The organism is Xylanimonas ulmi (genome assembly GCF_004216535.1).
Classification (GTDB): Bacteria; Actinomycetota; Actinomycetes; order Actinomycetales; family Cellulomonadaceae; genus Xylanimonas; species Xylanimonas ulmi.
This window is the reverse complement of record NZ_SGWX01000001.1, coordinates 144,870-170,201: the sequence shown is the minus strand read 5'-3', so window position 1 is coordinate 170,201 and position 25,332 is coordinate 144,870. Positions and strand designations below refer to the sequence as shown.

Genomic DNA, 25,332 nt, shown 5'->3' with positions numbered 1-25,332 from the left:
GTTGAGCCCCACCCGGTGGTTGAGCCTGTCGAAACCACCACCACGTTCGGGTCGCGTGGTTTCGACAGGCTCAACCAGCGGTGGGGTGGTGGGGTGGTTTCGACGGGCTCAACCACCAGCGGTGGGGGCGGTGGGCAGGGGCCACAGTTGTGCGCCGTCGGCGGCGCGGACCACCGCGCGCGGCGTGTCGGCGACGTCGAGCTCGACGCGCAGCGACGCGCCGCCGTCGGCCGCGACCGTCCGGTAGACGAACCGCGTGTTGCTCAGCTCGACGGCCTCGGTGCGCGCGGTCGTCAGCCAGGGGTGGCGCCTGCGCAGCCCGATGAGGTCCTGATGGGCGCGCAGCACGTCCATCCCCCAGGGCGCCAGCTCGCCCGGGGTGTCGGGGAACGCGGGCCGCACGGCGTCGTCTCCCCCGAGCCGCTCCTCCTTGACCCCGGTGAAGCCGTGCTCGTCGCCGGCGTAGACCGACGGGACGCCGCCGACCGTCATGAGCACCGCGAGCGCCACGAGAGCGCCGTCGCGCCCGGCGAGCGACGCGATGCGGGTCACGTCGTGGTTGCCCACGAACGTCTGCGGCACGAACTCCTCCAGCAGCGCGCAGTGCCGGCGCAGGGTCCAGTCGAGCTCGTACAGGTTGCGGTCGCGCAGCGAGGACCACACGGCCTTCCACAGCTCGTACTGCGTGACGGTGTCGACGCCGCTGGCGCGCACGAAGCCCGCGTAGTCGCCGTGGATGACCTCGCCGAGGAGCCACGCGTCGGGGTGCGTACGGCGCACGGCCGCGACGACGTCGGCCCAGAAGTCGGTGGGCACCGAGTAGGCGGCGTCCAGGCGCCAGCCGTCGACGCCGCGGTCGAGCCAGTGCGTCAGCACCCGCACGGCGTGCTCACGCGCGGCCTGGCCGGAGTGGTCGAGGCGCGCGAGGGAGCCGTGCCCCTCGAAGACGCGCGGTGCAGGCCCGCCGGGCGCGTCCCAGTCGATGTCAAAGAGCGCGGCGTCCGGGCTGCCGGGCCCCTCGCGCAGCGCGCGCACGAGCGCGGGGTGCTCCCGCCCGACGTGGCTCAGGACGGCGTCGAGCACCACGCGCAGGCCGCGCTGGTGGCACGCGGCCACGAGGGCGTCGAAGTCCTCCTCGGTCCCCAGCCGCGGGTCGAGCCGCAGGTGGTCGAGGGTGTCGTAGCCGTGGGTCGCCGAGGCGTGCACCGGTCCGAGCAGCAGCGCCGAGGCGCCCAGCGCGACGGCGTGGTCGAGCCAGGCGGTCAGGCGGCGCAGGCGGTGGACGGGGGCGGGCTCGGGGCGCTCGGGGCGGATCGGCGCCCCGCAGAAGCCGAGCGGGTAGACGTGCCAGAGCACCGCGTGCTCGGACCAGGCCGCGTGAGAGGCCATGCCAGCTCCTTAGTGAATGGGATTCACTAGTGACCATAGCCCGCTCTCGTAGGCTGGGCAACGTGACGCGCACCGACGCCAGCCCGCGCCGCCGGCTCGACCCCGACTCACGGCGGGCCGCGATCGTCGCGGCCGCCGCGCAGGAGTTCTCGCGCGCCCCCTACGCGCAGGTCACCATCACGCAGGTCGCCGCGCGGGCCGGGGCCTCCGAGGCGCTGCTCTACCGGTACTTCGCCGGCAAGGACGACCTGTACGCCACGGTCGTGCGCCACACGGTCGCCGACCTCGCCGCACGCCAAGAGGCCGCCGTCGCCGCGCTGCGCCCCGGCGTGCCGCGCCGCGACCGCGTGCGCGCCGTCACGCTCGTCCAGCTCGACGACGTCGCCGCCCACCCGCACGCATGGGCCGGGGCCGTGCTGCGCCCCGGCGACGAGCCCGCCGTCGTCGCACAGGTGCGCCGCCAGGCGCGCGCCGAGCAGGCCACGCGGCTGCGCGACCTGCTCGCGGACCGCGTCGACCGGCGGTTCGAATACGCGTTGTGGGGCTACCTCGGGTTCCTGGAGTCGGCCTGCGCGCGCTGGGCCGAGCAGGGCTGCCCGCCCGAGGACCGGTGGCCGCTCGTCGAGGCCGCGCTCGGCGCCCTACAGGGCGCCTTGGGCGACTGGGGCGGATGACGGCGCGTACGACCTGGGTATGACCTGAGTCCCGCCAGGACCAGCCTCAGGGGCGACGCCCCGCCCCCGCCACGCTCCGTAGTTTCGAGGTGTTCCGCACCGATCCCTCACTCGAACCGGAGAACCCCGTGGACACCACCGTGTTCGTCCCGCTCGCCGACGCCGCCTCGGGCGCCGCGTCCGGCGGCTCCCCCCGCTCTGTCGCCGCCGTCCGGGCGCGCTCGCTCGCCAAGACCTACGGCCGCGGCGCCGCGCAGGTGCGCGCGCTCGACGCCGTCGACGTCGACTTCGAGGCCGGCCGCTTCACCGCGATCATGGGCCCCTCGGGCTCGGGCAAGTCGACGCTCATGCACCTGCTCGCCGGCCTCGACTCGGCCACGAGCGGGCAGGCCTTCATCGGCTCGACCGAGATCACCGGGCTGGGCGACAAGGAGCTCACGCTGCTGCGCCGCAACCGCGTCGGCTTCGTCTTCCAGCAGTTCAACCTGCTGCCGATGTTCACCGCCGAGAAGAACATCACGCTGCCCGTCGAGCTCGCGGGCGGCAAGGTCGACCGCGAGTGGCTCGCGACGCTCACCCGCACCCTCGGCATCGCCGACCGCCTCGAGCACCGCCCCGCCGAGATGTCGGGCGGCCAGCAGCAGCGCGTCGCCATCGCCCGCGCGCTCATCGCCAAGCCCGACGTCGTCTTCGCCGACGAGCCGACCGGCAACCTCGACTCACGCTCCGGCGCCCAGGTGCTCTCGTTCCTGCGCCGCTCGGTGCGCGAGCTGGGCCGCACCATCATCATGGTCACGCACGACCCGGCCGCGGCCGCCTACGCCGACCGCGTCGTCCTGCTCGCCGACGGGCGCATCGCCGGGGAGATCACCGACCCGACGCCCGAGGCGGTGCTCGCCGGACTCGACGCGCTGCGCTCGCTCGAACAGCCCCTCGACGACGCCGAGGGCCTGGGCGCGAAGGCGGGCGCGTGATGCTGCGCCTGACCCTGGCGCAGATGCGCCGCAGCGTCGGCCGGCTCACGGCGGCCGGCGTCGCCATCCTCATCGGCACGGCGTTCGTCGCCGCGACCCTCCTGGCCGGCAACCTCATCACCCGCTCGACGTACGACGCGATCGCCGCGCAGTACGCGAGCGCCGACCTCGTCGTCAAAGCCCCCGTCGGCGCCCCGCTGACGCAGGCCCAGCGCGAGGCGCTGCGCACGGCGCCGGGCGTGGCGGCCACCGCCGACCAGATCGTCTCGTCCGAGCTGTTCACCGGAGGCGGGCGCACCATCTACCAAGGCGTCATCGGCACGACCGCCAACCCGCGCCTCATGCCGCTCGAGCTCAGCGAGGGCGCGTGGCCGACCGGGCCGGGCCAGGTCGCGCTGCCGCCCGACGTCGCCGAGCGCCTGCGCGTCGGCGTCGGCTCCGACGTCGGCGTCGAGACCTGGGACGAGGACGGCGAGACCCAGACCGAGCAGTTCACCGTCACCGGCCTGGTCGCCGACCCCAAGAACGCCTACGGCATGCAGGGCGGCGCCGCCGTCCTGGACGCCGCCACGCTCGCCGAGCGGGCCGCGGCCCAGCGCGGCGGCGACCCGCAGGTCACCGAGGTCTCCGTGCTCTTGGCCGACGGCGCCTCGCTCGGCGAGGTGCGCGCCGCGCTCGCCCAGGCCCTGCCCCGGGGCGCCGAGGTCGTCACGCCCGCCGAGCACGCCGCGGCGACCGCCCGGGCGATGACCGGCGGCCAGGACGTCATCTTCCTCGTGTTCGTGCTGACGTTCGCGGCGATCGCGCTGCTGGTCGCCGGGCTCGTCATCACCAACACCTTCCAGGTGCTGGTCGCCCAGCGCACCCGCACCCTCGCGCTGCTGCGCGCCGTGGGCGCGGGCAAGCGGCAGGTCGGCGCGGGCGTGCTGCTCGAGGCCGCCATGCTCGGCGTGGCCGCCTCGCTCGCGGGCGTGCTGGTCGGCTGCGGGCTCGGCCAGCTCGCGCTGCTGGTCGCGAGCAACGGTGACGCCGCCCCGTTCCTGCCCTCGGCGATCACCGTCACCTGGCAGGTCGTGGTCATCCCGGTGCTGGTCGGCACGGCGGTGACCGTGCTGGCCGCGCTCGTGCCCGCGCGCGCCGCCACACGGGTCGCGCCGCTCGCGGCGCTGCGCCCCGACACCGGCCCGTCGGTCGAGAAGGGCTCGGCCGGGCGCGTGCGCCTGGTGCTCTCCGTGCTCGCGATCCTCGGCGGCTTCGCCCTCCTGGGCGCCGGCGCCGCGCTCGGCACGGTCGAGGAGGACCCACAGCTCGGGCTGCTCGCCGGGGTCGCCGGCGGCGCGCTGTCGTTCGTCGGCGTCGCCGTCTCGGCGGTGTTCTGGCTGCCGCGCGTCACCGCGCTCACCGGGCGCCTCGTGGGCCTGACCGGACCGACGGCGCGCCTGGCCGCCGCGAACACGCTGCGCAACCCGCGGCGCACCGCGGCGACGTCGACCGCGCTGCTCATCGGCGTCACGCTCGTGGCGATGATGTCGACCGGCGCGGCCAGCGCCCGCACGAGCCTGACGGCGCTGCTCGACACGCAGTACCCCGTCGACGTGGCCCTCGTGGCGCTCGACGGCGGCGAGGACTCGGCGCCGTCGGTGCCGGCCGCCGTCGTCGCGACCGTCAGGGGCGTCGACGGCGTGGCGTCGATCGCCCAGCCCGCGTCCACGCAGGTCACCATCGACCGGTACTTCGACGCCGCGGGCCACGTCGCCGCGGGCGCCGCGCCCGCCGGGACGGAGCCCGTCAGCGCCCACGTCGTGGGGGTGGACGCCGCCGAGGCGCGCGCCACGCTGGCCGACGGGTCCGCGCTCGACGCGCTCGCGCCCGGCACGGTCCTCGCGGCCGACTCGCTCGCCGACGCCTGGGGCCTGGCCGCCGGCGACCACCTGACGCTCCAGGGGCCCGACGGCGGCGAGACGCTCACCGTCGCGACCGCGCCGATCGGCGCGGTCACCGACCTCATGGTGGTGCCCGCCGACCTCGCGACGCTCGACGCCCACCCCGACGCCTCTCGGCTGTGGGTCGCGCTCACCAGCGGTGACGTGTCCGCCGTCGCCGCGATCCAGGACGCCGTGGCGGACGCCGACGCGCAGATCTCGGTCGAGGGCGCGGCCGTCGAGCGCGCGTCGTTCGAGAGCGTCATCGACACCGCGCTGGGCGTCGTCGTGGGACTGCTCGCCGTCGCCGTCGTCATCGCGCTCATCGGTGTGGCCAACACGCTGTCGCTGAGCGTGCTCGAGCGGCGCCGCGAGTCGGCGACCCTGCGGGCCATCGGCGTCACGCGCGGGCAGCTGCGCTGGATGCTGGCCGTCGAGGGCATGCTCATCGCGGGCGTCGGGGCTGTGCTCGGCATCGCGCTCGGGCTTGTCTACGGCTGGGGCGGGTCGCTCGCGGCGCTCGGCTCCATCGGCGACGTGCGCCTCGCGGTGCCGTGGCGCGACGTCGCCCTGGTCGCCGCGATCGCGCTGGCCGCGGGGCTGGTCGCCTCGGTGGCGCCCGGACGCTCCGCGGTGCGCCCCTCGCCCGTCGCGGCGCTCGCGACCGAGTAGCGCCGGCTGGGCGCGTCCGAGGCCTCCCGCCCGTGCGGCGGGGGGCCTCGCGCGCGCCCGGGCTCGGCCGTGCCCGCGGCGGCGCCCGGCGGGGCTTCCGCTGTCCACAGGGGCGATCCGGGGCGCTCGCGCGGGCGGCATCCTGGGCGCGTGACCTCGACGAACGCCGCGTGCCCCGACGTCCGCGTCACCGTGCACCCTGGCGAGGATGTGCTGCTGCCCGCGGGACGCACGCTCGCGGCGCTGCGCGAGCCGCTCGCCGACCTGCTGCGACGTCCCGAGCTGCGGCACGCCACCGTCTGGGCCGACGGCGTGCGGCTCGGCCCTGGCGACGTGGCGGGCGAGCGGCCGCTGCTCGCCGGGGCGACGCTCCGCGTCGAAGCCGGCGCCAGCAGGCCGCGGGGCGCCGCTGACCAGGACGCGCTGCGCTCGCCGTGGATGGTGTCCCGTCTGACGGGGCCTGACGCGGGTGAGCTCCACGCGCTCGCGCCCGGCCGAGCGGTCGACCTCGCCCCCGGCGTGCGCGTGTGGGTCTCGGCGCGCGGGCGGGTGCGGGCGCGCTGCCCGCGGCGCCGCGGCGTCGCCATCGTCCGAACCGCGGGCCGCGAGCGCCGACGACGCCTCGGCCGTACCGCCCGCACCTGGCGGCCAGGGGACGTGCTGGACGCGGACGCCCGCTATGAGCTGCGCCGCTCGGGCGACGCCGCCACCCTGCTCGGCCGCCCACCCACAGGCGCGGCGGCGCCGGACGCCGCGTCGCCGGGTATCGGCCTCACGCTCGCCATGGCCCTGCTGCCGGTGCTCGGCTCGGTCGGGCTCGCGATCGCGCTGCGCCATCCGGCCTTCATGCTGTTCTCGCTCGTCGGCCTGCTCGCCGCGCTCCCGCAGATCACCACGGCTTTGCGCCGGCGCCGAGCGGCCCGGACGGGCGGCACCCCCGGCCCCCCACCGTCCGACCCGCTGTTCGGCGCCGGGGCAAGCGCGCCGCCGGGGCCTGCGGTCGATCCCGCGCGTGTCGCCCAGGCCGCGCTGGCCGGGCTCGCCGCGACCGCCAGCGCGTGGCAGGCGGCGCTGCGCGCGCCACACGGACCGCTCGCCGACCCCGTGCCCGACGGCGCCCTGGCGATCCGCGGGACGCTGCCCCACGCGCGCGCCGCCGCACGCGCGGTCGCCGCCGAGCTCGCGGCGCGCGGGTCGCCCGTGGCCGTGACCGGAGCGGGACGGCCCGAGTGGGCGTGGTGCCGCTGGCTCGGCGTAAGTGAGCCCTCGCGCGCGACGCCGCGCGCCCTGATCGTCGACTGCCCGACCCAGGCCGACCTCGACGCGGCTCATGCCGCCCACCGCGCGGGCGACGCCGTCGTGCTGTGCCTGCCGCCAGGCGCCGACACGCCGTCGTGGTGCCGGGCGACGATCGACGTGGAACCCGGCTCGGACGACGTGGCGCGCGTGCGACGCTCGGCACCCGACGGCGGCGCCGCGGTCGAGCCCCTGGTGGGGGTCAGCGCCGCGTGGGCCGAGCGGTTCGCCCGCCGGCTGGCGGCCATCCGCAGTCTCGGCCGCGACCTGGCGGCGCTGTGGGCCGTGGGCCCACGGGGTGCGTCGGGCGCCGAGGAGTCTCCCCTGCCCGCGGGCGCCGACCCGGCCGACCCGCGACTGCCCGCCGTCGTGCCGCTCGCCGACCTGCTCCCGGACGCGCCCGCTGACCCGCTCCCGGACGGGCCGGCGGGAGCGCTCGCGGACGGACTGGCGGGCGCGCGGGCGCCGGGTAGGCCCGGCCCCGTCGGCACTTGGGCGGCGCCGCTCGGAGTCGACGCGGCCGGGCGCGTGGTCACCTTCGACCTGGTCGCCGACGGCCCCCACCTGCTGGTCGCGGGAACCACGGGCGCCGGCAAGTCCGAACTGCTGCAGGCGTTCGTGCTCGCCCTCGCACTGCGGCGCACGCCACGCGACCTCGCCCTCGCGCTCATCGACTTCAAGGGCGGCGCGTCGTTCGGGGCCTGCGCCCACCTGCCGCACGTCGTCGGCCAGGTCACCGACCTTGACGCAGCGCTCGCGGCGCGCGCGCTGGAGGGGCTGCGCGCCGAGCTGCGGCGGCGCAAGGAGGTCCTCGCCGAGCATGCGGTCGCCGACGCCGACGCGCTGGCGCCGGGCGTCCTGCCTCGCCTCGTCGTGGTGGTCGACGAGTTCCGCGCGCTGGCCGACGACCTGCCCGACCTGCTGCCGGGTCTGCTGCGCGTCGCCGCCCAAGGCCGCTCCCTCGGTGTGCACCTGGTGCTGGCGACGCAACGCCCCGCGGGCGCCGTATCGGCCGACGTGCGCGCGAACGTCTCGGCGCGCCTGGCCCTGCGCGTGGTCGATGTGGCCGACTCGCACGACGTGCTCGACTCCCCCGCGGCGGCGCTCATCCCCTCCGGGACGCCCGGGCGCGCCGTGCTGCGGGTCGGCGCGTCGGCGCCGATCGCGTTGCAGTGCGCGTACGCGGGCGCCGTGCCCGGGCAGGCGCACTCCCCCGCGCGGCGCGCGCCCGCATGGTCCGACATGCCCGGAGGCGTGTGGGCGAACCCGGCGGCGCGTCCACTGAGCGACCATGGGACCGGGCCGGCTTCCAACGCGCTGGGCGACCCGACGACGCGCCCGCTGAGCGACCCGGCGCCCGACCCGGTGGCTGACCTCGTCGCGCGCGCCCGCGCGGCGGCCGGGGACGCCCCGCCCCGATGGCCCGCCCCGTGGCTGCCGCCACTGCCGCCCACGGTCGAGGAGGCCGAGATCGGCGCCGTCCCACCCGGCTCCCTCCCCCTCGCGCTCGGGGACTCGCCGTCGACCCAGTCGCGCACCGCGGTCGCGTGGGACCCGGCGTCCGGCCACCTCGCGGTCCTCGGGCGCGCCCGCACCGGTCGCACCACCGCGCTGCGCACACTCGCCCACGCCGCGCTGGCGCGGGGATGGCACGTGCACGCGCTCGCTCCGTCGTCGGCCGCCACGGTGCTGGAACCGCTCGCCGCCCACCCGGGGTTCGGCACGCTCGCCGGACCCGACGACCCGCGCCGAGCCCTGCGGCTGCTGCGGATCGTGAGCGGACGGCGCGACCGAGAGCAAGCGCCGACGCTCGTGCTGGTCGACGGCGTCGAGGAGCTGCGCGGTGCGCTCGCCACCCCCACGCACGACCCCCTGGCCACCGCGCTCGCGGCGGGCGGGGCGGTGTTCGCGGTCACGGCGGACACGGCGAGCCTCGGCGGGCTGGCCACGCGGTTCGGGCCGCGCCTCGTGCTGCTCTCGGCCGACGCCGCGGGCGACGCGATCCTCGGGTCCCCGACCGCGCTGGCCGGCAGGGGCCGAACGCCGGGCCGCGGCGTCTGGCTGGGCGCCGACCCCGTCGAGTGCCAGGTCGCCAGGCCCGGGGACATGACCGACGCCATCACGGCCGCGGGCGTCGCCGCGCGCCGGACCGGACCGGTCGCGACGCCGGCGCGCGTGCTGCCGCTGCCCCACGCCGTGAGCCTCGCGGACCTGGACCGCGACGCACATCCCGGCGACGAGTCCGGCGCCCCGCTGGTCGGCGTCGGCGGCGACGGCGCCACTCCCGTCCGCCTCGACGTCACCGCGGGCGCACTGGTCACCGGGCCGCGCGGCGCGGGCCGCACGTCCGTGCTGCGGGCGCTGGCCCGCGGCCTGGCGCGCGGATCCCGCCGGGTCGTGGTCGTCGGGCGCGACCGCGCGTTGTGCGCCGACGCCGCGCGTCTCGGCGCCGCACTGGTGGCGCCGACGCCCGGCGCGCTGCGCACCGCGCTCGACGCCCTCGCAGTGGGCGACCCCGCGGTGGGCGACCCCGCGACGCCATTGCTGCTGCTCGACGACGCCGACACGGTCGCGCAGACGTGCCCGCTCGAGGTCGACCGGCTCGCCGAGCTCGCCGCCGACGGCGCCCTCGCCGTCGTCGCGTCCGCCACCACCCTGTCCGCCTCGATGGCCCATCGCGGGCTGCTCGCGCACCTGCGCGCGACACGCACCGGGCTCGTGCTGGCGCCGGCCGAGCGCGGGAGCGAGGAGGTTTTCGCCACCGCGCTCGACGACGCGGCTGAGCCGGGGGCGCCGCACCCGGGACGCGGCGCGCTCGTCGTCGACGGCGTCGTCGTTCCGGTCCAGGTCGCCTCACCGGACCTCGACGCGGCGGGGCCCACGGACCACGCCGCGACGGGGCCGCGCGCCGCCGACGCGGCCTCAGCGGCTCGTCGTCGCCTCGACCACACGCGGCAGGAGCAGCAGCACCCCGACGCCCACGGCGAGCGCGATCAGCACCACGCCGAGCGCCACGGCTCCCGCCGACCCGGCGCCCATCGCGCTCACACCGACGACCACCTGGAAGATCTGCCAGGTCATGGCCACGGCCCGGCCTGACCGGCGTCCGGCGCGCAGCGCGCGGGCGGCGGACCACAGCGCCCAGCCGACGCCGAGCGCGCAGGCCGCGAGGAACGCCCCCATGCCGATCTCGCGTCCGTCATGCGGACCGCCGCGGGCGATCAGATCGACGACGACGGCGAGTGCGGCGATGGCGAGTAGCGCGGCCTCGACGCGGAGAGCGCCGACGAGCGCGCGCACACTCGGCCTTGGCGCGGGATGATCGATCGAGGACCTGTGTTGACCAGGGTCTCGCAGGGGCTCCGGACTCACGGACATGACCCCCCAGAGTACCGGCGACCTGCGGTTTCACGACAATGTGAGCAAAACCTCACGGTTCATGCACCAGAAACCCGCCTGACACCTCTTGTGCGGTTCTTCACGAGGTGTGAACCTAGATGGAGTTCCCACCGCACCACTGGTGGAGTCCCCACCCCAGACACAGTCTTCCCGGCATCCGTGCGCCCGCACTCGGCTCTCAGCCTCGTGCATCATCGGCGCGCCGGGGCACATTTGACGCAAGGAGATGACATGGACTGGCGCCACAAGGCAGCCTGCCTCGACGAGGACCCGGAGCTCTTCTTCCCGATCGGCAACACGGGACCCGCGCTCCTCCAGATCGAAGAGGCCAAGCAGGTCTGCCGTCGGTGCGAGGTCGTCGACACCTGCCTGAAGTGGGCCATCGAGTCCGGCCAGGACGCCGGCGTCTGGGGCGGCATGTCCGAGGACGAGCGCCGCGCGCTCAAGCGCCGCACCGCCCGCGCCCGCCGCGCCGGCTGACGCCACCCGCTCGCGCCTGCGGCCCGGTCCCCGCCTGGGGGCCGGGCCGCAGTCACGTCTGCGGGCCCTTCACGATCGACTCGCATCGACTCGCATCGGCGACCCGTCGCGCGACGACGACACCGCGCGCATGCCCCACGGGCGACCTCACGGTCGCGGGGTGTCGCGCAGCCGCGCCTGGATCTCCACCTCGGTGCCGCCGCCCTCGCGCACGCGCCACTCGATCGACCCGCCGAGCTCGTTGGTCACGAGCGTGCGCACGATCTGGTTGCCCAGCCCCGACCGGGACTGTTTGCCCAGGTCGGAGATGTCGCCGTCGCCCAAGCCCACGCCGTCGTCGGTGACCCGCACCCGCAGCTGCGAGCCGTCGCGCTCGACGTCGATCTGCACCGTTCCGGTCTCGCGCTCGTCGGGGAACCCGTGCTCGACGGCGTTGGTGACCAGCTCGGTCAGCACGAGTGCGAGCGGCGTCGCGTCCTCGGCCGGGACGAGCCCGAACGACCCGTTCTGGACGGTGCGCACCGAGGTGCGCGTCGAGGCGACCTCGGCCGTCATGCGCAGCGCGCGCTGCAGCATGCCGTCGAGCTCGACCTGCTCGTCGAGGGTCTGCGACAGGAACTCGTGGACCAGCGAGATGGTCGCCACGCGCCGGGTGGCCTCGGCCAGCGCCTCGCGCGCCTCGGGGATCTCGACCCGACGGGCCTGCAGGCGCAGCAGCGCCGCGACCGTGGCGAGGTTGTTCTTGACGCGGTGGTGGATCTCGCGGATCGTCGCGTCCTTGGTCATCAGCTCGCGCTCGCGGCGGCGCAGCTCGGACACGTCGCGGCACAGCAGCACGGCGCCGATGCGCTGCCCGTGGTCGGTTAGCGGCAGCGCGCGCAGCGACAGCGCGACGCCGCGCGTCTCGATGTCGGTGCGCCAGGGCGCGCGGCCCATGACCACGAGCGGCAGCGCCTCGTCGACGGTCGACTGGTACTCGATCGTGCCGCTGGTGACCTCGACGAGCGACTGCCCGACGAGCGGCCCGATGATGCCCAGGCGGTGGAAGCACGACAGCGCGTTGGGCGAGGCGTAGAGCACCTCGCCCTCCGAGTTGAGGCGGATGAGCCCGTCGCCCACGCGCGGGGCGCCGCGCCGCGGCCCGGTCGCCGCGTTGGGCACGGGGTACTCGCCGCGCGCGATCATCGCCATGAGGTCGTCGGCCGACTCGACGTAGTTGAGCTCCAGGCGCGAGGGCGTGCGACCTGAGCCCAGGTTGGTCTGGCGCGCGACGACGGCGATGGCCCGCCCCGCGTGCACCACCGGCACGGCCTCCTCGCGCACCGCGTACGCGCCGAACCAGCGCGGCTCGCGCGGGCGCTGCGGGCGCACCTCGCGCAGCGCCGCCTCAAGCTGCGGGCGCAGCCCGCCCGACGCGATGGATCCCACGATGTCGTCGTAGTGGATCGTGGCGCCGGTCGACGGGCGGCACTGCGCGACGGCGACGAACCCGCCGTCGCGCGAGGGCAGCCACAGCACGAGGTCGGCGAACGCCAGGTCGGAGACGATCTGCCAGTCACCCACGAGCAGGTGCAACCACTCGACATCGCCCGGGGCGAGGTCGGCATGCTGGGCGACGAGATCACTCATGGCGGACACGCGACCAGCCTACGTGCGCGGATGCGCACGTCCCGCCTGAACGGCGGGCTCGCTGGCGCTAGAGTTCAGCCACCGGCAACCCGCCTGGGAGGGACCCGTGCACCTGAACGTCGAGCAGACCTATCCCGCGAGCGTCGAGGACGTCGCCGCGATGTTGGCCGACGCCTCGTTCGTCCGCTGGCGGGCCGAGCGCACGACGGGTGCGGGCACCGTCGAGCAGGCGGACGTCGACTCTGACCCCGACGGCGGGTTCACGGTGCTGGTGCGCCGCACCCTGCCGACCGACCAGATCCCCGCGCAGGCGCGCCCGTTCGTCGGCGCGCGGCTCGAGGTGCGCCAGGCCGAGGTGTGGGAGGCCGCTCGGGGCGGGCGCCGCGTGGGCACCGTGGCGCTCGAGATCACGGGGGCGCCGGTGCGCCTGACCGGCACGGTGACGTTGGAGCCGCTTGCGGACGGGGGCGCTCGCCAGGTCTACACGGGTGACGTGCGCGCGACGGTCCCGCTGTTCGCCTCGGTCGTCGAGCAGGCCACCGCGGGCACGGTGCGATCGACGCTCACGGCCGAGGAGGCCGCCGGGCGCGACTGGCTCGCCGGGGTGCGCTGACACCCAGGGCGCTGACGCCCAGGACGAGGGCGCACGCCGAGGTGTGACCAAGCGACCCATAACGATCTGATCACGCGCACGATGGCCTCTCGCGCCTGACCTGCGAAAACGCTTTCGAGTGGTCGCCTCGGACCGGGCCCGCAGCCGCTTGGCCTTGACGGGCGCCCCCTGGCCGATCCACAGTTCAGACAGTGCGTGGGAGCGCTACCACATCAGTGTGGGAGCGCTACCACTCGCGGGCGACAGACGAGGAAGTCCAGGGGCACGGCCCACGACCACTGCACCGCCGCGGGGTCCGGGCCCACACTCGCCGTCGCACGGCTGGAAGGGCCGCCGACCGGCCGCCCTCAGACAAGGAGGTCACTGTGAAGAACGCGACCAGGAAGGGCTTCGGCGCCGTCGCAGGCGCCGCTGTCCTGGCGCTCGCCGCCTCGGCATGCTCGAACGGCGGCTCGGACGACGCCTCGGGCGACACGACCGACGCCGGCGGCCAGGTCACCATCAAGGTGAGCACGTTCAACAACTTCGGCCTGGGCGCCCCCAGCGACACCCGCCCCGGCGCGGACCTGTGGGCCAAGTACGAGGCCGAACACCCCAACGTGAAGATCGACGAGGTCGTGGCGGCGTCGTCGGACGACGCGCGCGCGGCCTTCAACACCGCCATCTCGACCGGCACGGGCGCCTACGACATCCAGGCCGTCGACGTCGACTGGATGCCCTCGATCATGGCCCAGCCCGACGCGTTCGTGGACCTGGGCGCCTACGCGGGCGACAACGACTGGCTCGACTGGAAGAAGGAGCAGGGCACCACCCCCGACGGCAAGGTCGTGGGCCTGGGCACCGACATCGGCCCCGAGGGCATCTGCTACCGCTCCGACCTGTTCGCGGCCGCCGGCCTGCCGACCGACCGCGCCGAGGTCGCCACCCTGCTCGGCGGCGCCGACGCCACCTGGGACAAGTACTTCGAGGTCGGCCAGCAGTACACCGACGCGACCGGCAAGGCGTGGTTCGACTCCTCGGCCGCCGTCTTCCAGGGCATGGTCAACCAGATCGAGTACTCGCACGTCGACAAGGACGGCAACGTCATCGCCGGCACCAACCCCGACGTCAAGGCCGCCTTCGACAAGGTGACCGCGGCGGCCCTCGCCGGCCAGTCCGCCGGCCTGCAGCAGTGGAGCGACGACTTCAACGCGGCGTTCAAGTCCGACAAGTTCGCCACGACACTGTGCCCCGCCTGGTTCATCAACAACATCAAGGGCAACGCCGGCGCCGACTTCACCGGCTGGGACATCGCCGACGTCTTCCCCGGCGGCGGCGGCAACTGGGGCGGCTCGTTCCTCGTCGTCCCCGAGCAGTCCAAGGTCAAGGAGGAGGCCGCCAAGCTCGCCGCGTGGATCACCGCGCCCGAGCAGCAGGCCGCCGTCTTCGCCGCGGCGTCCAACTTCCCGAGCTCGCCGACCGCGCAGGCCGACCCGTCCGTCGCCGACAAGACCGAGCCGTTCCTCAACGACGCCCCGGTCGGGCAGATCTTCGCCAACCGCGCCAAGGCCGTGACCGTCGTCCCGTTCAAGGGCGCGCAGTACTTCGACATCCAGACCAAGATGGCCGACGCGCTCAACCGCGTCGACGTCACCAAGGAGCAGTCACCGCAGCAGTCGTTCGACCAGTGGCTGCAGGACGTCAAGGCGCTGTCCTGACGGAGCCTCGCCGGGCCTGACCGCCCGGCCACGCCCGTCCGGGGGCGCGCACCGCGCCCCCGGACGGGCCATCCCACCGTCGAGACCGTGCCAGCGCCCAAGGACGTGCCGTGACCGCCAACCCCGTCGCCCCCGACAAACCCCAGACCCCTCCCCCAGCCCACGACGACGCCCACGAGCGCCGTCTGCGCGCACGCGGCCGGCGCGGACGCCTCGACGTCCGGCTCTCGCCCTACCTCTACATCTCGCCGTTCTTCCTGCTGTTCGCGCTGACCGGCCTGTTCCCCCTCATCTACACGGCCTGGGTCGCGACCCGGCAGTGGAACACCATCACGGGCGACGGCGGCGTCGCCGTCTGCGGCGCGGTCTGCGGATCGACCGACCCGTCGATCTTCGCGAACTTCCAGTGGGTGCTGAACCAGCCCGCGTTCTGGGACGCGCTGCGCAACACGTTCTCGATCTTCCTGATCTCGACCATCCCGCAGCTCATCGCGGCGCTCATCCTGGCCGCCATCCTCGACGCCAACCTCAAGGCCAAGACGTTCTGGCGCATGGGCGTGCTGCTGCCCTACGTCATCGCCCCGTCCGCGGCGGCGATCATCTTCTCGCAGATCTTCAGCGACCAGTCGGGCCTCATCAACACGTTCCTGGGGTGGATCGGCGTCAGCCCCGTGCCCTGGCACGCCAACACGCTCGCGAGCCACATCGCCATCGCGAGCATCGTCAACTTCCGCTGGACGGGCTACAACACGCTCATCCTGCTGGCGGCCATGCAGGCCATTCCGCGCGATGTGTTCGAGGCGTCCGTGGTCGACGGCGCCGGGCGCGTGCGCCAACTCGTGTCGGTGACGATCCCGATGCTGCGGCCCACGCTGATCTTCGTCATCATCACCTCGACCATCGGCGGCCTGCAGATCTTCGACGAGCCGCAGATGTTCACCCAGGGCACCTCGGGATACGGCGGGCCCAACCGCCAGTTCCTGACCGTGTCGCTGTACTTGTGGGACCTGGGCTTCAACCACGTCTCGATCGGGCAGCCCAACCTCGGCCGGTCGGCCGCCGTCGCCTGGCTGCTGTTCCTCATCGTGGTGGCGTTCGCGATCGTCAACTTCCTGCTCACCCGGCGTATCGCGTCGGCCGGCGGCGCCCCCGCCCGCAAGCACCACGCCAAGGAGGTGGCTCGATGAGCCGCGAGGTCTCCGTCGCCGCGATCCGCCAGGTCGGCGGCAAGGGCGTCGCAAACGCCGCGGCGCGCAAGCGTCGCATCGTCGTCACGAGCGAGGGCCGCCGCCCCGGCTGGGTGTCCTACGCGATCTTGACGGCCGTCCTGCTCGTCTCGGTGTTCCCGCTGTACTACGCCATCTCGATCGCGTCGCAGCCCACCACCGACACCCAGTACGGGCTGCCCGCCCTCAAGCTCGGCTCGGGCCTGTTCCGGAACCTGAGCACGGCGTTCGGCGAGATCGACTTCCTCACCGCGCTCAGCGGCACGCTGCTGGTCTCGACCGTGTGCGCGCTGTCGACCGTGCTGTTCTCGACCCTCGCCGGGTACGCGTTCGCCAAGCTGCGCTTCCGCGGCCGCGGCCCGCTGCTGTTCTTCGTCATCGGCACGATGGCGATCCCGACGCAGCTCGCCGTCGTGCCGCTGTACATCATGATGGCCCGCCTGCACCTGTTCGGGACGCTCGCGGCCGTCATGATCCCCGGCCTGGTCACCGCGTTCGGCGTGTTCTGGATGACGCAGTACCTCGACGGCGCCCTGCCGTTCGAGCTCATCGAGGCGGCCCGCGTCGACGGCGCGTCGATGATCCGCACGTTCTGGTCGGTGGCGCTGCCCGCCGCCCGCCCGGCCGCCGCCATGCTCGCACTGTTCACCTTCGTGGCGCAGTGGACCAACTACTACTGGCCCATGTTGATCCTCGGCCCCAACAAGAACTCGATGCTGACGGTCGCCGCCGCCGCGCTCAAGGGCGCGCGGTTCACCGACTACACACTGGTGATGTCCGGCGTCGTGCTCACGGCGTTCCCGCTGATCATCGTGTTCTTCTTCGCGGGCCGTCAGCTCGTGTCCGGGATTATGGCGGGCGCCGTCAAGGGCTGAGTCACCCCACCGACCACGCGGCCGACGACGCGACGGCGCCGTGGTCCGCCGTCACCGGGGCGCGGCCTGAGAGACTGGCCGCGCCCCGCCCTTGCCGCGCGGCCAGCCCGCGCGCCGACCTGAGGAGCATCGATGCCGTTCGCCGTGCCGGCCGCCGGCCCCCGCCGCCCCGCCCCGGGGACCACCCTCCCGTTCGCTCCGAGCGCGCCGCTCGCCCCGACGTCGAACGCGACGGGCGCGGTCGCCTTCCCCCCGGGGTTCGTGTGGGGCGCGGCCACAGCCGCCTTCCAGATCGAGGGCGCCACCGCCGAGGACGGACGCACCGACTCGATCTGGGACGTGTTCGCGCGCGTGCCGGGCGCCGTCGCGGGCGGCGACGACGGCGCGGTCGCGTGCGACCACTACCACCGCTACCGCGACGACGTCGCCCTCATGCGCTCGCTCCATCTGGGCGCCTACCGGTTCTCGACGTCGTGGGCGCGGGTGCGGCCCGACGGCGGCGCCCCCAACCCGCGCGGCCTGGCGTTCTACGACCGGCTCGTCGACGAGCTGCTCGCCGCGGACATCCTGCCGTGGGTCACGCTCTACCACTGGGACCTGCCGCAGGCGCTCGAGGACGCCGGCGGGTGGCCCGCGCGCGAGACCGCCTACCGGTTCGCGGACTACGCGATGACGGCGCACGAGGCGCTGGGTGACCGTGTGCGCGTGTGGACCACGCTCAACGAGCCCTGGTGCTCGTCGTTCCTGTCCTACATCGGCGGGGAGCACGCGCCCGGCCGCACCTCGCGCCGCGACGGCGTCGCCGCCGCGCACCACCTGCTGCTGGGCCACGGCCTGGCCGCCGCCGCGATCCGCGAGGTCGACCCCACCGCCGTCGTCGGCCTGACCGTCAACCTCACGGTCGCCGACCCCGTCGACCCGGCCAACCCCGCCGACGTGGCCGCGGCCGCCAAGCACGACGGGCTGTTCAACCGCACGTTCCTCGACCCGGTGCTGCGCGGCGACTACCCCGCCGACGTGCGCGAGTGGCTCGCGCCCTACGGCCTCGACGACGTCGTGCGCGACGGCGACCTGCCGCTCATCTCGACGCCCATCGACGCCCTGGGCGTCAACTACTACAACGGCTCATCCGTCGCCGCGACGCCCCCCGCCGTCGTCGACGCGGGCGTGACCGACCGGCCCGACGGCGTGCGCGACGACGCCGACGCGCCCCGCCGCCACACGCAGGCGCCGACGCCGTCCCCCGAGGGCGTCCACCACCACGGTCGCGGTCTGCCGCGCACGGCGATGGGCTGGGAGGTGCAGCCCGAGGGGCTGACCCGCCTGCTCACGCGCCTGCACCGCGACTACACCGGGCCGGCGGGCGTGGCGCTGTACGTCACCGAGAACGGCGCCGCCTACGACGACGTCGCCGACGACGACGGGTTCGTCGACGACAGCGGCGACCGCCTGGCCTACCTCGACGCGCACCTGCGGGCCGTCAAGGACGCCATCGACGCGGGCGCCGACGTGCGCGGGTACTTCGCCTGGTCGCTGCTCGACAACTTCGAGTGGGCGCACGGGTACTCCAAGCGGTTCGGGATCGTGCGCACCGACTACGCGACACAACGGCGGACCGTCAAGGCGTCGGGGCGCTGGTACGGGCAGGTGGCGCGCACCGGCGTCGTGCCGGATGCGAGCGCCGTCGCAGGCGCCGACCAGAGCGCTGACGGGGTCACTGGCGGGGCCGCTGACGGGCGCGCCGCCGGGGGCGATGACGGGGCCGGGGGCGCGAGGGCTGCGGCGCGCGGCGCCGTCGGGCCGCGAGGGGCTGACTCGTGAGCGGCGCGCAGCCGACACTCGACGACGTCGCGCGCGAGGCGAGCGTCTCGCGCTCGACGGCCTCGCGCGCCATCAACGGCGGCGAGCGCGTCTCGCCCGAGGCTCAGGCCGCCGTCGACGACGCGGTCGCACGCCTGGGCTACTCGCCGAACCGCGCGGCGCGCTCGCTCGTGACGCGACGCACCGACTCGATCGCACTGGTGGTGCCCGAGCCCGACACGCTCGTGCTCACCGACCCGTTCCTCACCGGCGTGATCCGGGGCGTGTCGGACGGCCTGGTGGGCGCCGACCTGCAGCTCGTGCTGCTGCTCAACCGCGTCGACGAGGGCCCCGGCCGCCTCGCGCGCTACCTCGCCTCGGGTCACGTCGACGGGGCGATCGTCGCCTCGCACCACCGCCGCGACCAGCTCGAGTCGGCGCTCGCGCGAGCACAACTGCCCGCGGTGTTCGTGGGCCGCCCGTTCGGCGACGCGACACACCACTACGTCGACGTCGACAACGTCGCGGGCGCGCGCCTGGCGACCCAGCGGCTCATCGACAGCGGGCGACGGCGCATCGGCACGATCACCGGGCCGCTCGACATGCCGGCCGGCATCGACCGGCTCCAGGGGTGGCGCGACACACTCCGCGAGCACGGCCTGCGTGACGACGCCGTCGTCGAGTGCGACTTCACGGCCTCAGGGGGCGCGGCGGCCGCCTCCCGCCTGCTCGACGCGCACCCCGACCTCGACGGCATCTTCGCCGCGTCCGACCTCATGGCCGAGGGGGTGCTGCGCACGCTGCACTCGCGCGGGGCGCGGGTGCCCGACGACGTCGCGCTGGTCGGCTTCGACGACCTGGGGATCGCACAACACACCAGCCCACGGCTGACGACGGTGCACAACCCGGTGATCCGCACGACGATGGCCGCCACCGCCGCGTTGCTCGCCCTCCTCGCCGGAGCCCCCGTCCCCACAACCCCCCAAATCTTCACCCCCACCCTCATCGAGGGCGAAAGCGCCTAACCCCCACCCACCCCCCACCCACCCACCTGCCGAAATGGGACCCTGACGGTCCGGTTATGAGGCCCAGAACCGGACCGTCAGGGTCCCGTTTCTGCAGAAGTGCCCGGAAGTCCCGCGTTGTCCACAGGGGTGGGGGTGGGTGCGGCGGTGGGGGGTGGGGGTGGGGTGGGATGGGGCGGTGAGGCGGTCGAGTGGGGTGCCGGACGGGGTGGTCAGGCTCGCCTCGCAGCAGGAGGGGCTCGTGACGAGTCGGCAGCTCGCCGCGTGCGGCGTGCCACGGCAGCGCGTCGCCGACAAGGTGGCGCAGGGAACGCTCGTGCGGGTCTCGCGGGGCGTGTTCGACGTCGAACTCGTCCCCGTGGTGGACCGCACGCCGCACTGGGCGCGCGCACAGGGGTGGGAGCGGCCCGGCGCCGTCGTCGACCACCTTCATCGTCGCGCCGCGATCCTCGCCCTGTTCGAGCGGGGATCGGCCGCGATTGCGGTCGGACTCGCCGCGCTCGCCCTCCACGAGGTGCGCGGCCTGCCCGCGGACTTCGACCCCGCGGTCACCATCCCCCGGCGCGCACCGCGAACGTCACCCGGCCGTGGCTCGGTCCGGCGCGCACGCCGGTCGGACGACGTCGTCATCGTCCGCGGTCTGCGCGCCGCTCCCCTGCCCTGCGCCGTCGCGCAAGCGCTGCTCGAACTCGCCAGCCGTCCCGGGCGCCGGCGCTACGCCGTCGCTCTGCTCGACGACGTCGTCAGCCGCGGCCTCATCGACCTTGACGGACTGAGGGAGGTCAGGCGTCGGGTGTGGCACCGGCCGGGGGCCGCGCAAGCGCGCGAGTGGCTCGACCAGGTGAATCCCGGCTCTCAGTCGCCGGCCGAGACCTGGGCACGGCTCTCCTGTGAGGACGCTGGATGCCCGCCCGACCGGCTTCAACTGGAGGTCAGGAACCACGCCGGCATCCTTATCGCGCGCGTCGACATGGCCTGGCTCTTGCCCCGCGGCGGGTGGCTGTTCGCGGAGATCGACGGGCAGGACGTCCACAGCACCCCTCTCGCCGTCGTGCGCGACCGCACCCGGCAGAACCTTCTCGCCGACCTCGGGGCGGTGTTGCGCTTCACCGGACGCGACGCGTGGAGCGGGCGCGTCGCCGATGAGGTCGCCCGCCGCCTCACCACAGCAGGCTGGCGCCCCCGCCGCCCCACGCCACCCACCCTTCACCTCCCCCACTAACTCGCCCACCCACATGTCACACCCGGTGGCCGAAATGGGACCCTGACGGTCCGGTTAAGGGGCCCAGAACCGGACCGCCAGGGTCCCATTTCGGCAGGTGAGGGGGGGTGGGGGGTGGGGTGGCGCTAGAGGGTGGCGGTGATGGTGACGTGGGCGCCGGGGGCGGCGTAGGGGACGGTGCGGCCCTTGATCGGGGCGCCGTCGACAGTGAGGGTGGCGCGGGCGCCGGGGCGGCCGCTGTTGTGGACCGTGATCTCGTAGGTGGCGCCGCGGGCGACGCGCGTGACGGTGAACTCGGGGACGTCGGGGCCGATCTGCGGGTCGACGACCAGGCCGTCGAAGTCCGGGCGCACGCCCAGCAGGTACTGGCTGACCGCGACGAAGTTCCACGCGGCGGTGCCCGTAAGCCACGAGTTCTTGGCCTCGCCGTGCCGCACGGCCTGCTTGCCCGCGATCATCTGGGCGTACACGTACGGCTCAAGCCGATGTACGTCGCTGATCTCCTCGCGGTAGGCGGGCGTGATGCGCCTGTAGTGGTCGAACGCCCGCGCCCCGTCGCCCGCGACGGTCTCGGCGATGATGACCCACGGGTTGTTGTGGCAGAAGATGCCGCCGTTCTCCTTGTACCCCGGCGGGTAGGTGGACACCTCCCCCATATGCACCTGGTAGGTGGTGTAGGCGGGGTATTGCAACACCATGCCGTGCTCGGTGCCCAGCAACTCCTCGACGGCGGTCAGCGCCTTGCCCGCGGGGCTCGCGGCCCACTCGGGCGTGGTCGGGTCACTCGACTCGACCCCGACGCCCGCCATGATGGCGAAGCCCTGCGGCTCGATCCAGATCTTGCCCTCGGGGTCGGCGTCGGTGCCGATCGGGCGCCCGTAGTAGTCGTAGGCGCGCAGGAACCAGCGCCCGTCCCACCCGTCGGTCAGCAGCGCCTGGCGCATCGCGGCGACGGCGTCCGCCGCGCGCGCCGCCTGCGCGTCGTCGCCGCGACGGCGGGCGAGCTCGACGAACTGCTCCCCGTACAGCACGAACTGCGCGGCGATGAAGGTCGACTCCGCGACCCCGCCCGTCTTGTTGCCCGTGGTCTGGAACGACTCGCCCGGCGTCGTCGAGAAGCAGTTGAGGTTGAGGCAGTCGTTCCAGTCGGCGCGCCCGATGAGCGGCAGCCCGTGCGGGCCCAGGTGGCTCAGCACGAACTCGACCGAGCGCACCAGGTGCTCGAACAGTGGCGCCTCGGTGCCGGGCTCGTTGTCGAACGGCACGGGCTCGTCGAGGATCCCCCAGTCGCCGGTCTCCTTGACGTACGCGGCCACGCCGCCCACGAGCCACATCGGGTCGTCGTTGAACCCCGACCCGAGGTTGTGGTTCCCGCGCTTGGTCAGCGGCTGGTACTGGTGGTAGGCGGAGCCGTCGGGGAACTGCGTGGACGCGATGTCGACGATGCGCTCACGCGCCCGCTCGGGCACCAGGTGCACGAACCCGAGCAGGTCTTGCGACGAGTCGCGGAACCCCATCCCGCGCCCCATGCCCGTCTCGAAGTACGACGCCGAGCGCGACATGTTGAACGTGACCATGCACTGGTACTGGTTCCAGATGTTGACCATCCGGTCCAGCCGCTCGTCGCCCGAGCGCACCTCATAGGTCGACAGCAGCGCCGTCCAGTGCTCGCGCAGCGCGGCCAGCGCCGCGTCGACGGCGTCGCCGGTCGCGAAGCGCTCCAGCAGCGCGTGGGCACGCCGCTTGTCCACGACCTGGTGGGCGTCGTCGGCCCACTTCTCCGCCTCGGGGTTCTCCACGTAGCCCAGCATGACGACGACGTCGCGCGACTCGCCCGGCTCCAGCGTCAGGTCGACCTGGAACGCGCCCACCGGGTACCACCCGGACGCGACCGAGCCCGTGGCCCGGCCCGCGCGCGGCACGGCCGCCTCGCCCAGGTGGTTGTACGCGCCGACGAACGCGTCGCGGTCGGTGTCGAACCCGGCCGCGGGCACATTCACGGCGAAGACCGCGTAGTGGTCGCGGCGCTCGCGGTACTCGGTGCGGTGGTAGACCGCCGAGCCGCCCGACGGCGTCGACGGCTCGACCTCGACCTCGCCGATCGACAGGTTGCGCTGGTAGTTGGTCTGGTCGTCCTCGGCGTTCCACAAGCAGAACTCGACGTACGGGAACACCGAGACGGACTTGGCGGCGTCGGAGGTGTTGGTGAGCGTGACCTTCTGGACCTCGGCGTTCTCGCCCAGCGGCACGAGGAATGTGGTGGACACCCGCAGCCCGCCGCGCTCGCCCGTGATGGTCGAGTAGCCGAGTCCGTGCCGGGCCTCGAAGTGGTCGAGGTCGGCCTTGACGGGAAGCCACGACGGCGTCCACACGTCGCCGCCGTCATTGACGAACAGGTAGCGTCCGCCGACGTCGGTGGGGATGTTGTTGTAGCGGTACCGCGTCAGACGGCGCAGCTTCGCGTCGCGGTAGAAGGAGTACCCGCCGGCCTGGTGGCTGAGCAGCGAGAAGAACTGCTCCGACCCGAGGTAGTTGATCCACGGGTACGGCGTGTGCGGCGTGGTGATGACGTACTCGCGCGCCGAGTCGTCGAAGTGGCCGTAACGCATCGTTGCGCCTCCAGGGCGGTCGAGAGTCGGACGAGCATGGGACATGGGAGCGCTCCCACACGCGAAGCATACGCGGCCGTCCGGGCGCGGGACCGCTGAGCGGGAGCGGTTCCCACTCAGCGGTCCCCAGCGAGCGTCAGCGGCGGGGCTCCTCGATGCCCACGGACTCCTGCAGGGCCTCGCGGTAGTCGGCGGCGATGAAGTCCGGGTTCTTGTGCAGCTGGGAGTTGCGGTAGGAGTAGCCGAAGTAGATCGCGAATCCGACCGCGAGCCACACGAGGAACCGCACCCAGGTCTCGACGTCGAGCTGCAGCATGAGCCAGATGCACAGCACGCCCGAGATGATCGGCAGGGCGGGCGACCACGGCACACGGAAGTGGTCGGAGGCGTCGTCCTTGCCCTCCAGCGCCAGGGCCGCCTTGCGGCGCTTGCGCAGCAGCGGCACGCCGAAGCTCACGAGCACGAAGGCCGACAGGGTGCCGATGTTGACCATGTTGCCCAGCACGTCGACCCGGGTGAACGCGGTGACCAGGGCGATGAGGACCGCGCCGCCGATCTGCAGGCGCACGGGCGTGCCGAACCGCGCCGAGGTCTTGGACAGGCCGCGCGGCAGCAGGCCGTCGCGCGACATGGCGAACACGACGCGCGTCAGGCCGAGCATGAGCACCATGACCACCGTGGTCAGGCCCACGAGGATGCCGACGGCGATGACCTTCGTCGCCCACTCGGGCGCGTTGGGCTGGAGCTGGAACGCGGTGATGATCGTGGCGGACGCCCCGCCGTCGGGCGTGGCGTCGCGCAGCTGCTCCGGGGTGGCCATGCCCGACAGCGCGAGCGAGACCAGGACATACAGCAGGGTGCACACCACGAGGCCGCCGATGATGCCTCGGGGCACGTTGCGCCGCGGGTCGCGGGTCTCCTCCGCGGCGGTGGCGACGACGTCGAAGCCGATGAACGCGAAGAACACGGTGCCGGCGCCGGCGAGGATGCCGAACACGCCGCCGACCGACAGCTCGGAGCCCGAGGCGAACGAGAACAGGGTCTGCGTCCACACCGAGCCGTGCGTCAGGGAGTCGCCGAACGACTCGCTCGACGGGATGAACGGGCTGAGGTTCGAGGCCGAGAAGTACGAGAAGCCCACGACGATGATGAGCAGCACGATGGCGACCTTGATCGCCGTCAGCACGCCGGTGAAGCGCGTCGAGAGCCGAGTGCCGACCGTCAGCAACGTGGCCAGCACGGCGATCAGGATGACGGTGCCCAGGTCGAACGTCACGCCCCCGCCCAGGTGGACCGTGTTGTGGACGCCCGAGGCGACGCCGTCGGTGTCGACGCCGCCCAGGCCGAACAGGTTCAGGACGTTGTCGAGGTACAGCCCCCACGCCTTGGACACGACGCCCGCGGCGAAGAACAGCTCGAGGATGAGGTCCCAGCCGATGATCCACGCGACGACCTCGCCCATGGAGGCGTAGGAGTAGGTGTACGCGGACCCGGCGACGGGCATGTGCGAGGCGAACTCGGCGTAGCACAGCGCCGCGAGCGCGCACACGGTCCCCGCGATGAGGAACGAGATGACGACGGCGGGGCCGGTCTGCGTCGCCGAGACCATCGCGGCCTTGGAGAAGATGCCGGCGCCGATCACGACGGAGATGCCGAGGACGACGAGGTCCCATGCCCCGAGCGTCCGGCGCAGATGGCGTTCAGGCTCGTCGGATGCGGCGATCGTCGCTTCGATCGACCGCCTGCGCATGAGCTCCATGCGAGGTACCTCTTTCGGTGTTCAGTGGCGCGCGCTCCGGGCCCGCAGGCGCGCCGATCGCCGCAAGCGCC

Annotated in this window: 16 protein-coding genes; 12 read left to right on the top strand and 4 right to left on the bottom strand. The window is 74.0% G+C overall.

Annotated features, from left to right (window positions below; all coding sequences use genetic code 11):
• Positions 1-108: 108 nt before the first annotated feature.
• Positions 109-1,389 (bottom strand): alpha-amylase family protein, encoded by a 1,281-nt coding sequence (locus EV386_RS00715; RefSeq protein WP_130411418.1) that lies wholly within the window; start codon positions 1,387-1,389, stop codon positions 109-111.
• Positions 1,390-1,451: 62 nt separating this feature from the next.
• On the opposite strand from EV386_RS00715, the gene EV386_RS00710 reads away from it, so the two are divergent.
• The 5 genes from EV386_RS00710 (at position 1,452) to EV386_RS00690 (ending at position 10,806) form a co-directional block, all read left to right on the top strand.
• Complete coding sequence (locus EV386_RS00710) at positions 1,452-2,063, top strand: TetR/AcrR family transcriptional regulator (protein ID WP_130411416.1); 612 nt, start codon at positions 1,452-1,454, stop codon at positions 2,061-2,063.
• Between the two features lie 128 nt (positions 2,064-2,191).
• The gene (locus tag EV386_RS00705) at positions 2,192-3,037 is read left to right on the top strand and encodes an ABC transporter ATP-binding protein (RefSeq protein WP_130411414.1); all 846 of its coding nucleotides are present in this window, start codon (positions 2,192-2,194) and stop codon (positions 3,035-3,037) included.
• On the top strand, positions 3,037-5,631 hold the full coding sequence (locus EV386_RS00700; protein ID WP_130411412.1) for an ABC transporter permease: 2,595 nt from the start codon (positions 3,037-3,039) through the stop codon (positions 5,629-5,631). Before EV386_RS00705 ends, EV386_RS00700 begins: the two co-directional genes overlap by 1 nt.
• Before the next feature lie 150 nt (positions 5,632-5,781).
• Positions 5,782-10,026, top strand: coding sequence for an FtsK/SpoIIIE domain-containing protein (locus EV386_RS00695; protein WP_130411410.1), 4,245 nt, complete (start codon positions 5,782-5,784; stop codon positions 10,024-10,026).
• Between the two features lie 531 nt (positions 10,027-10,557).
• Positions 10,558-10,806 (top strand): WhiB family transcriptional regulator, encoded by a 249-nt coding sequence (locus EV386_RS00690; RefSeq protein WP_066133069.1) that lies wholly within the window; start codon positions 10,558-10,560, stop codon positions 10,804-10,806.
• Positions 10,807-10,953: 147 nt separating this feature from the next.
• On the opposite strand, the gene EV386_RS00685 is transcribed toward EV386_RS00690, so the two are convergent.
• Entirely contained in the window at positions 10,954-12,435 is a 1,482-nt protein-coding gene (locus tag EV386_RS00685; RefSeq protein ID WP_130411408.1) for a sensor histidine kinase, read from the bottom strand.
• A gap of 106 nt (positions 12,436-12,541) precedes the next feature.
• Between EV386_RS00685 and EV386_RS00680 the strand changes: the two genes are divergently transcribed.
• The 7 genes from EV386_RS00680 (at position 12,542) to EV386_RS00650 (ending at position 20,893) form a co-directional block, all read left to right on the top strand.
• Positions 12,542-13,048 (top strand): DUF2505 domain-containing protein, encoded by a 507-nt coding sequence (locus tag EV386_RS00680; RefSeq protein WP_130411406.1) that lies wholly within the window; start codon positions 12,542-12,544, stop codon positions 13,046-13,048.
• A gap of 365 nt (positions 13,049-13,413) precedes the next feature.
• Positions 13,414-14,745, top strand: a complete 1,332-nt coding sequence (locus EV386_RS00675; protein ID WP_130411404.1) for an ABC transporter substrate-binding protein — start codon at positions 13,414-13,416, stop codon at positions 14,743-14,745.
• A 110-nt stretch (positions 14,746-14,855) separates the two neighbouring features.
• Complete coding sequence (locus tag EV386_RS00670; RefSeq protein WP_165399789.1) at positions 14,856-15,932, top strand: carbohydrate ABC transporter permease; 1,077 nt, start codon at positions 14,856-14,858, stop codon at positions 15,930-15,932.
• Entirely contained in the window at positions 15,929-16,846 is a 918-nt protein-coding gene (locus EV386_RS00665; RefSeq protein WP_130411402.1) for a carbohydrate ABC transporter permease, read from the top strand. Before EV386_RS00670 ends, EV386_RS00665 begins: the two co-directional genes overlap by 4 nt.
• A gap of 132 nt (positions 16,847-16,978) precedes the next feature.
• Positions 16,979-18,667, top strand: coding sequence for a glycoside hydrolase family 1 protein (locus tag EV386_RS00660; protein ID WP_130411400.1), 1,689 nt, complete (start codon positions 16,979-16,981; stop codon positions 18,665-18,667).
• On the top strand, positions 18,664-19,671 hold the full coding sequence (locus EV386_RS00655) for a LacI family DNA-binding transcriptional regulator (protein ID WP_130411398.1): 1,008 nt from the start codon (positions 18,664-18,666) through the stop codon (positions 19,669-19,671). The genes EV386_RS00660 and EV386_RS00655 overlap by 4 nt, the downstream gene beginning before the upstream one ends.
• A 139-nt stretch (positions 19,672-19,810) precedes the next feature.
• Positions 19,811-20,893: a type IV toxin-antitoxin system AbiEi family antitoxin domain-containing protein gene (locus EV386_RS00650; protein ID WP_341272794.1), complete on the top strand. Its 1,083-nt coding sequence runs from the start codon at positions 19,811-19,813 to the stop codon at positions 20,891-20,893.
• A gap of 125 nt (positions 20,894-21,018) precedes the next feature.
• Here EV386_RS00650 and EV386_RS00645 read toward each other — a convergent pair whose 3' ends face one another.
• Both EV386_RS00645 and EV386_RS00640 read right to left on the bottom strand, forming a co-directional pair.
• The gene (locus tag EV386_RS00645) at positions 21,019-23,502 is read right to left on the bottom strand and encodes a glycoside hydrolase family 94 protein (RefSeq protein WP_130411394.1); all 2,484 of its coding nucleotides are present in this window, start codon (positions 23,500-23,502) and stop codon (positions 21,019-21,021) included.
• Positions 23,503-23,638: 136 nt separating this feature from the next.
• Positions 23,639-25,261 (bottom strand): APC family permease, encoded by a 1,623-nt coding sequence (locus EV386_RS00640; RefSeq protein ID WP_130411392.1) that lies wholly within the window; start codon positions 25,259-25,261, stop codon positions 23,639-23,641.
• Between the last annotated feature and the right edge of the window lie 71 nt (positions 25,262-25,332).

What these genes read in the sequence shown, in the direction of transcription:
- EV386_RS00700 (WP_130411412.1), top strand. Translation starts at nt 3,037, where the DNA reads ATGCTGCGCCTGACCCTGGCGCAGATGCGCCGCAGCGTCGGCCGGCTC.
- EV386_RS00660 (WP_130411400.1), top strand. Translation starts at nt 16,979, where the DNA reads ATGCCGTTCGCCGTGCCGGCCGCCGGCCCCCGCCGCCCCGCCCCGGGG.
- EV386_RS00665 (WP_130411402.1), top strand. Translation starts at nt 15,929, where the DNA reads ATGAGCCGCGAGGTCTCCGTCGCCGCGATCCGCCAGGTCGGCGGCAAG.
- EV386_RS00690 (WP_066133069.1), top strand. Translation starts at nt 10,558, where the DNA reads ATGGACTGGCGCCACAAGGCAGCCTGCCTCGACGAGGACCCGGAGCTC.
- EV386_RS00715 (WP_130411418.1), bottom strand. Translation starts at nt 1,389, where the DNA reads ATGGCCTCTCACGCGGCCTGGTCCGAGCACGCGGTGCTCTGGCACGTC.
- EV386_RS00685 (WP_130411408.1), bottom strand. Translation starts at nt 12,435, where the DNA reads ATGAGTGATCTCGTCGCCCAGCATGCCGACCTCGCCCCGGGCGATGTC.
- EV386_RS00640 (WP_130411392.1), bottom strand. Translation starts at nt 25,261, where the DNA reads ATGGAGCTCATGCGCAGGCGGTCGATCGAAGCGACGATCGCCGCATCC.
- EV386_RS00645 (WP_130411394.1), bottom strand. Translation starts at nt 23,502, where the DNA reads ATGCGTTACGGCCACTTCGACGACTCGGCGCGCGAGTACGTCATCACC.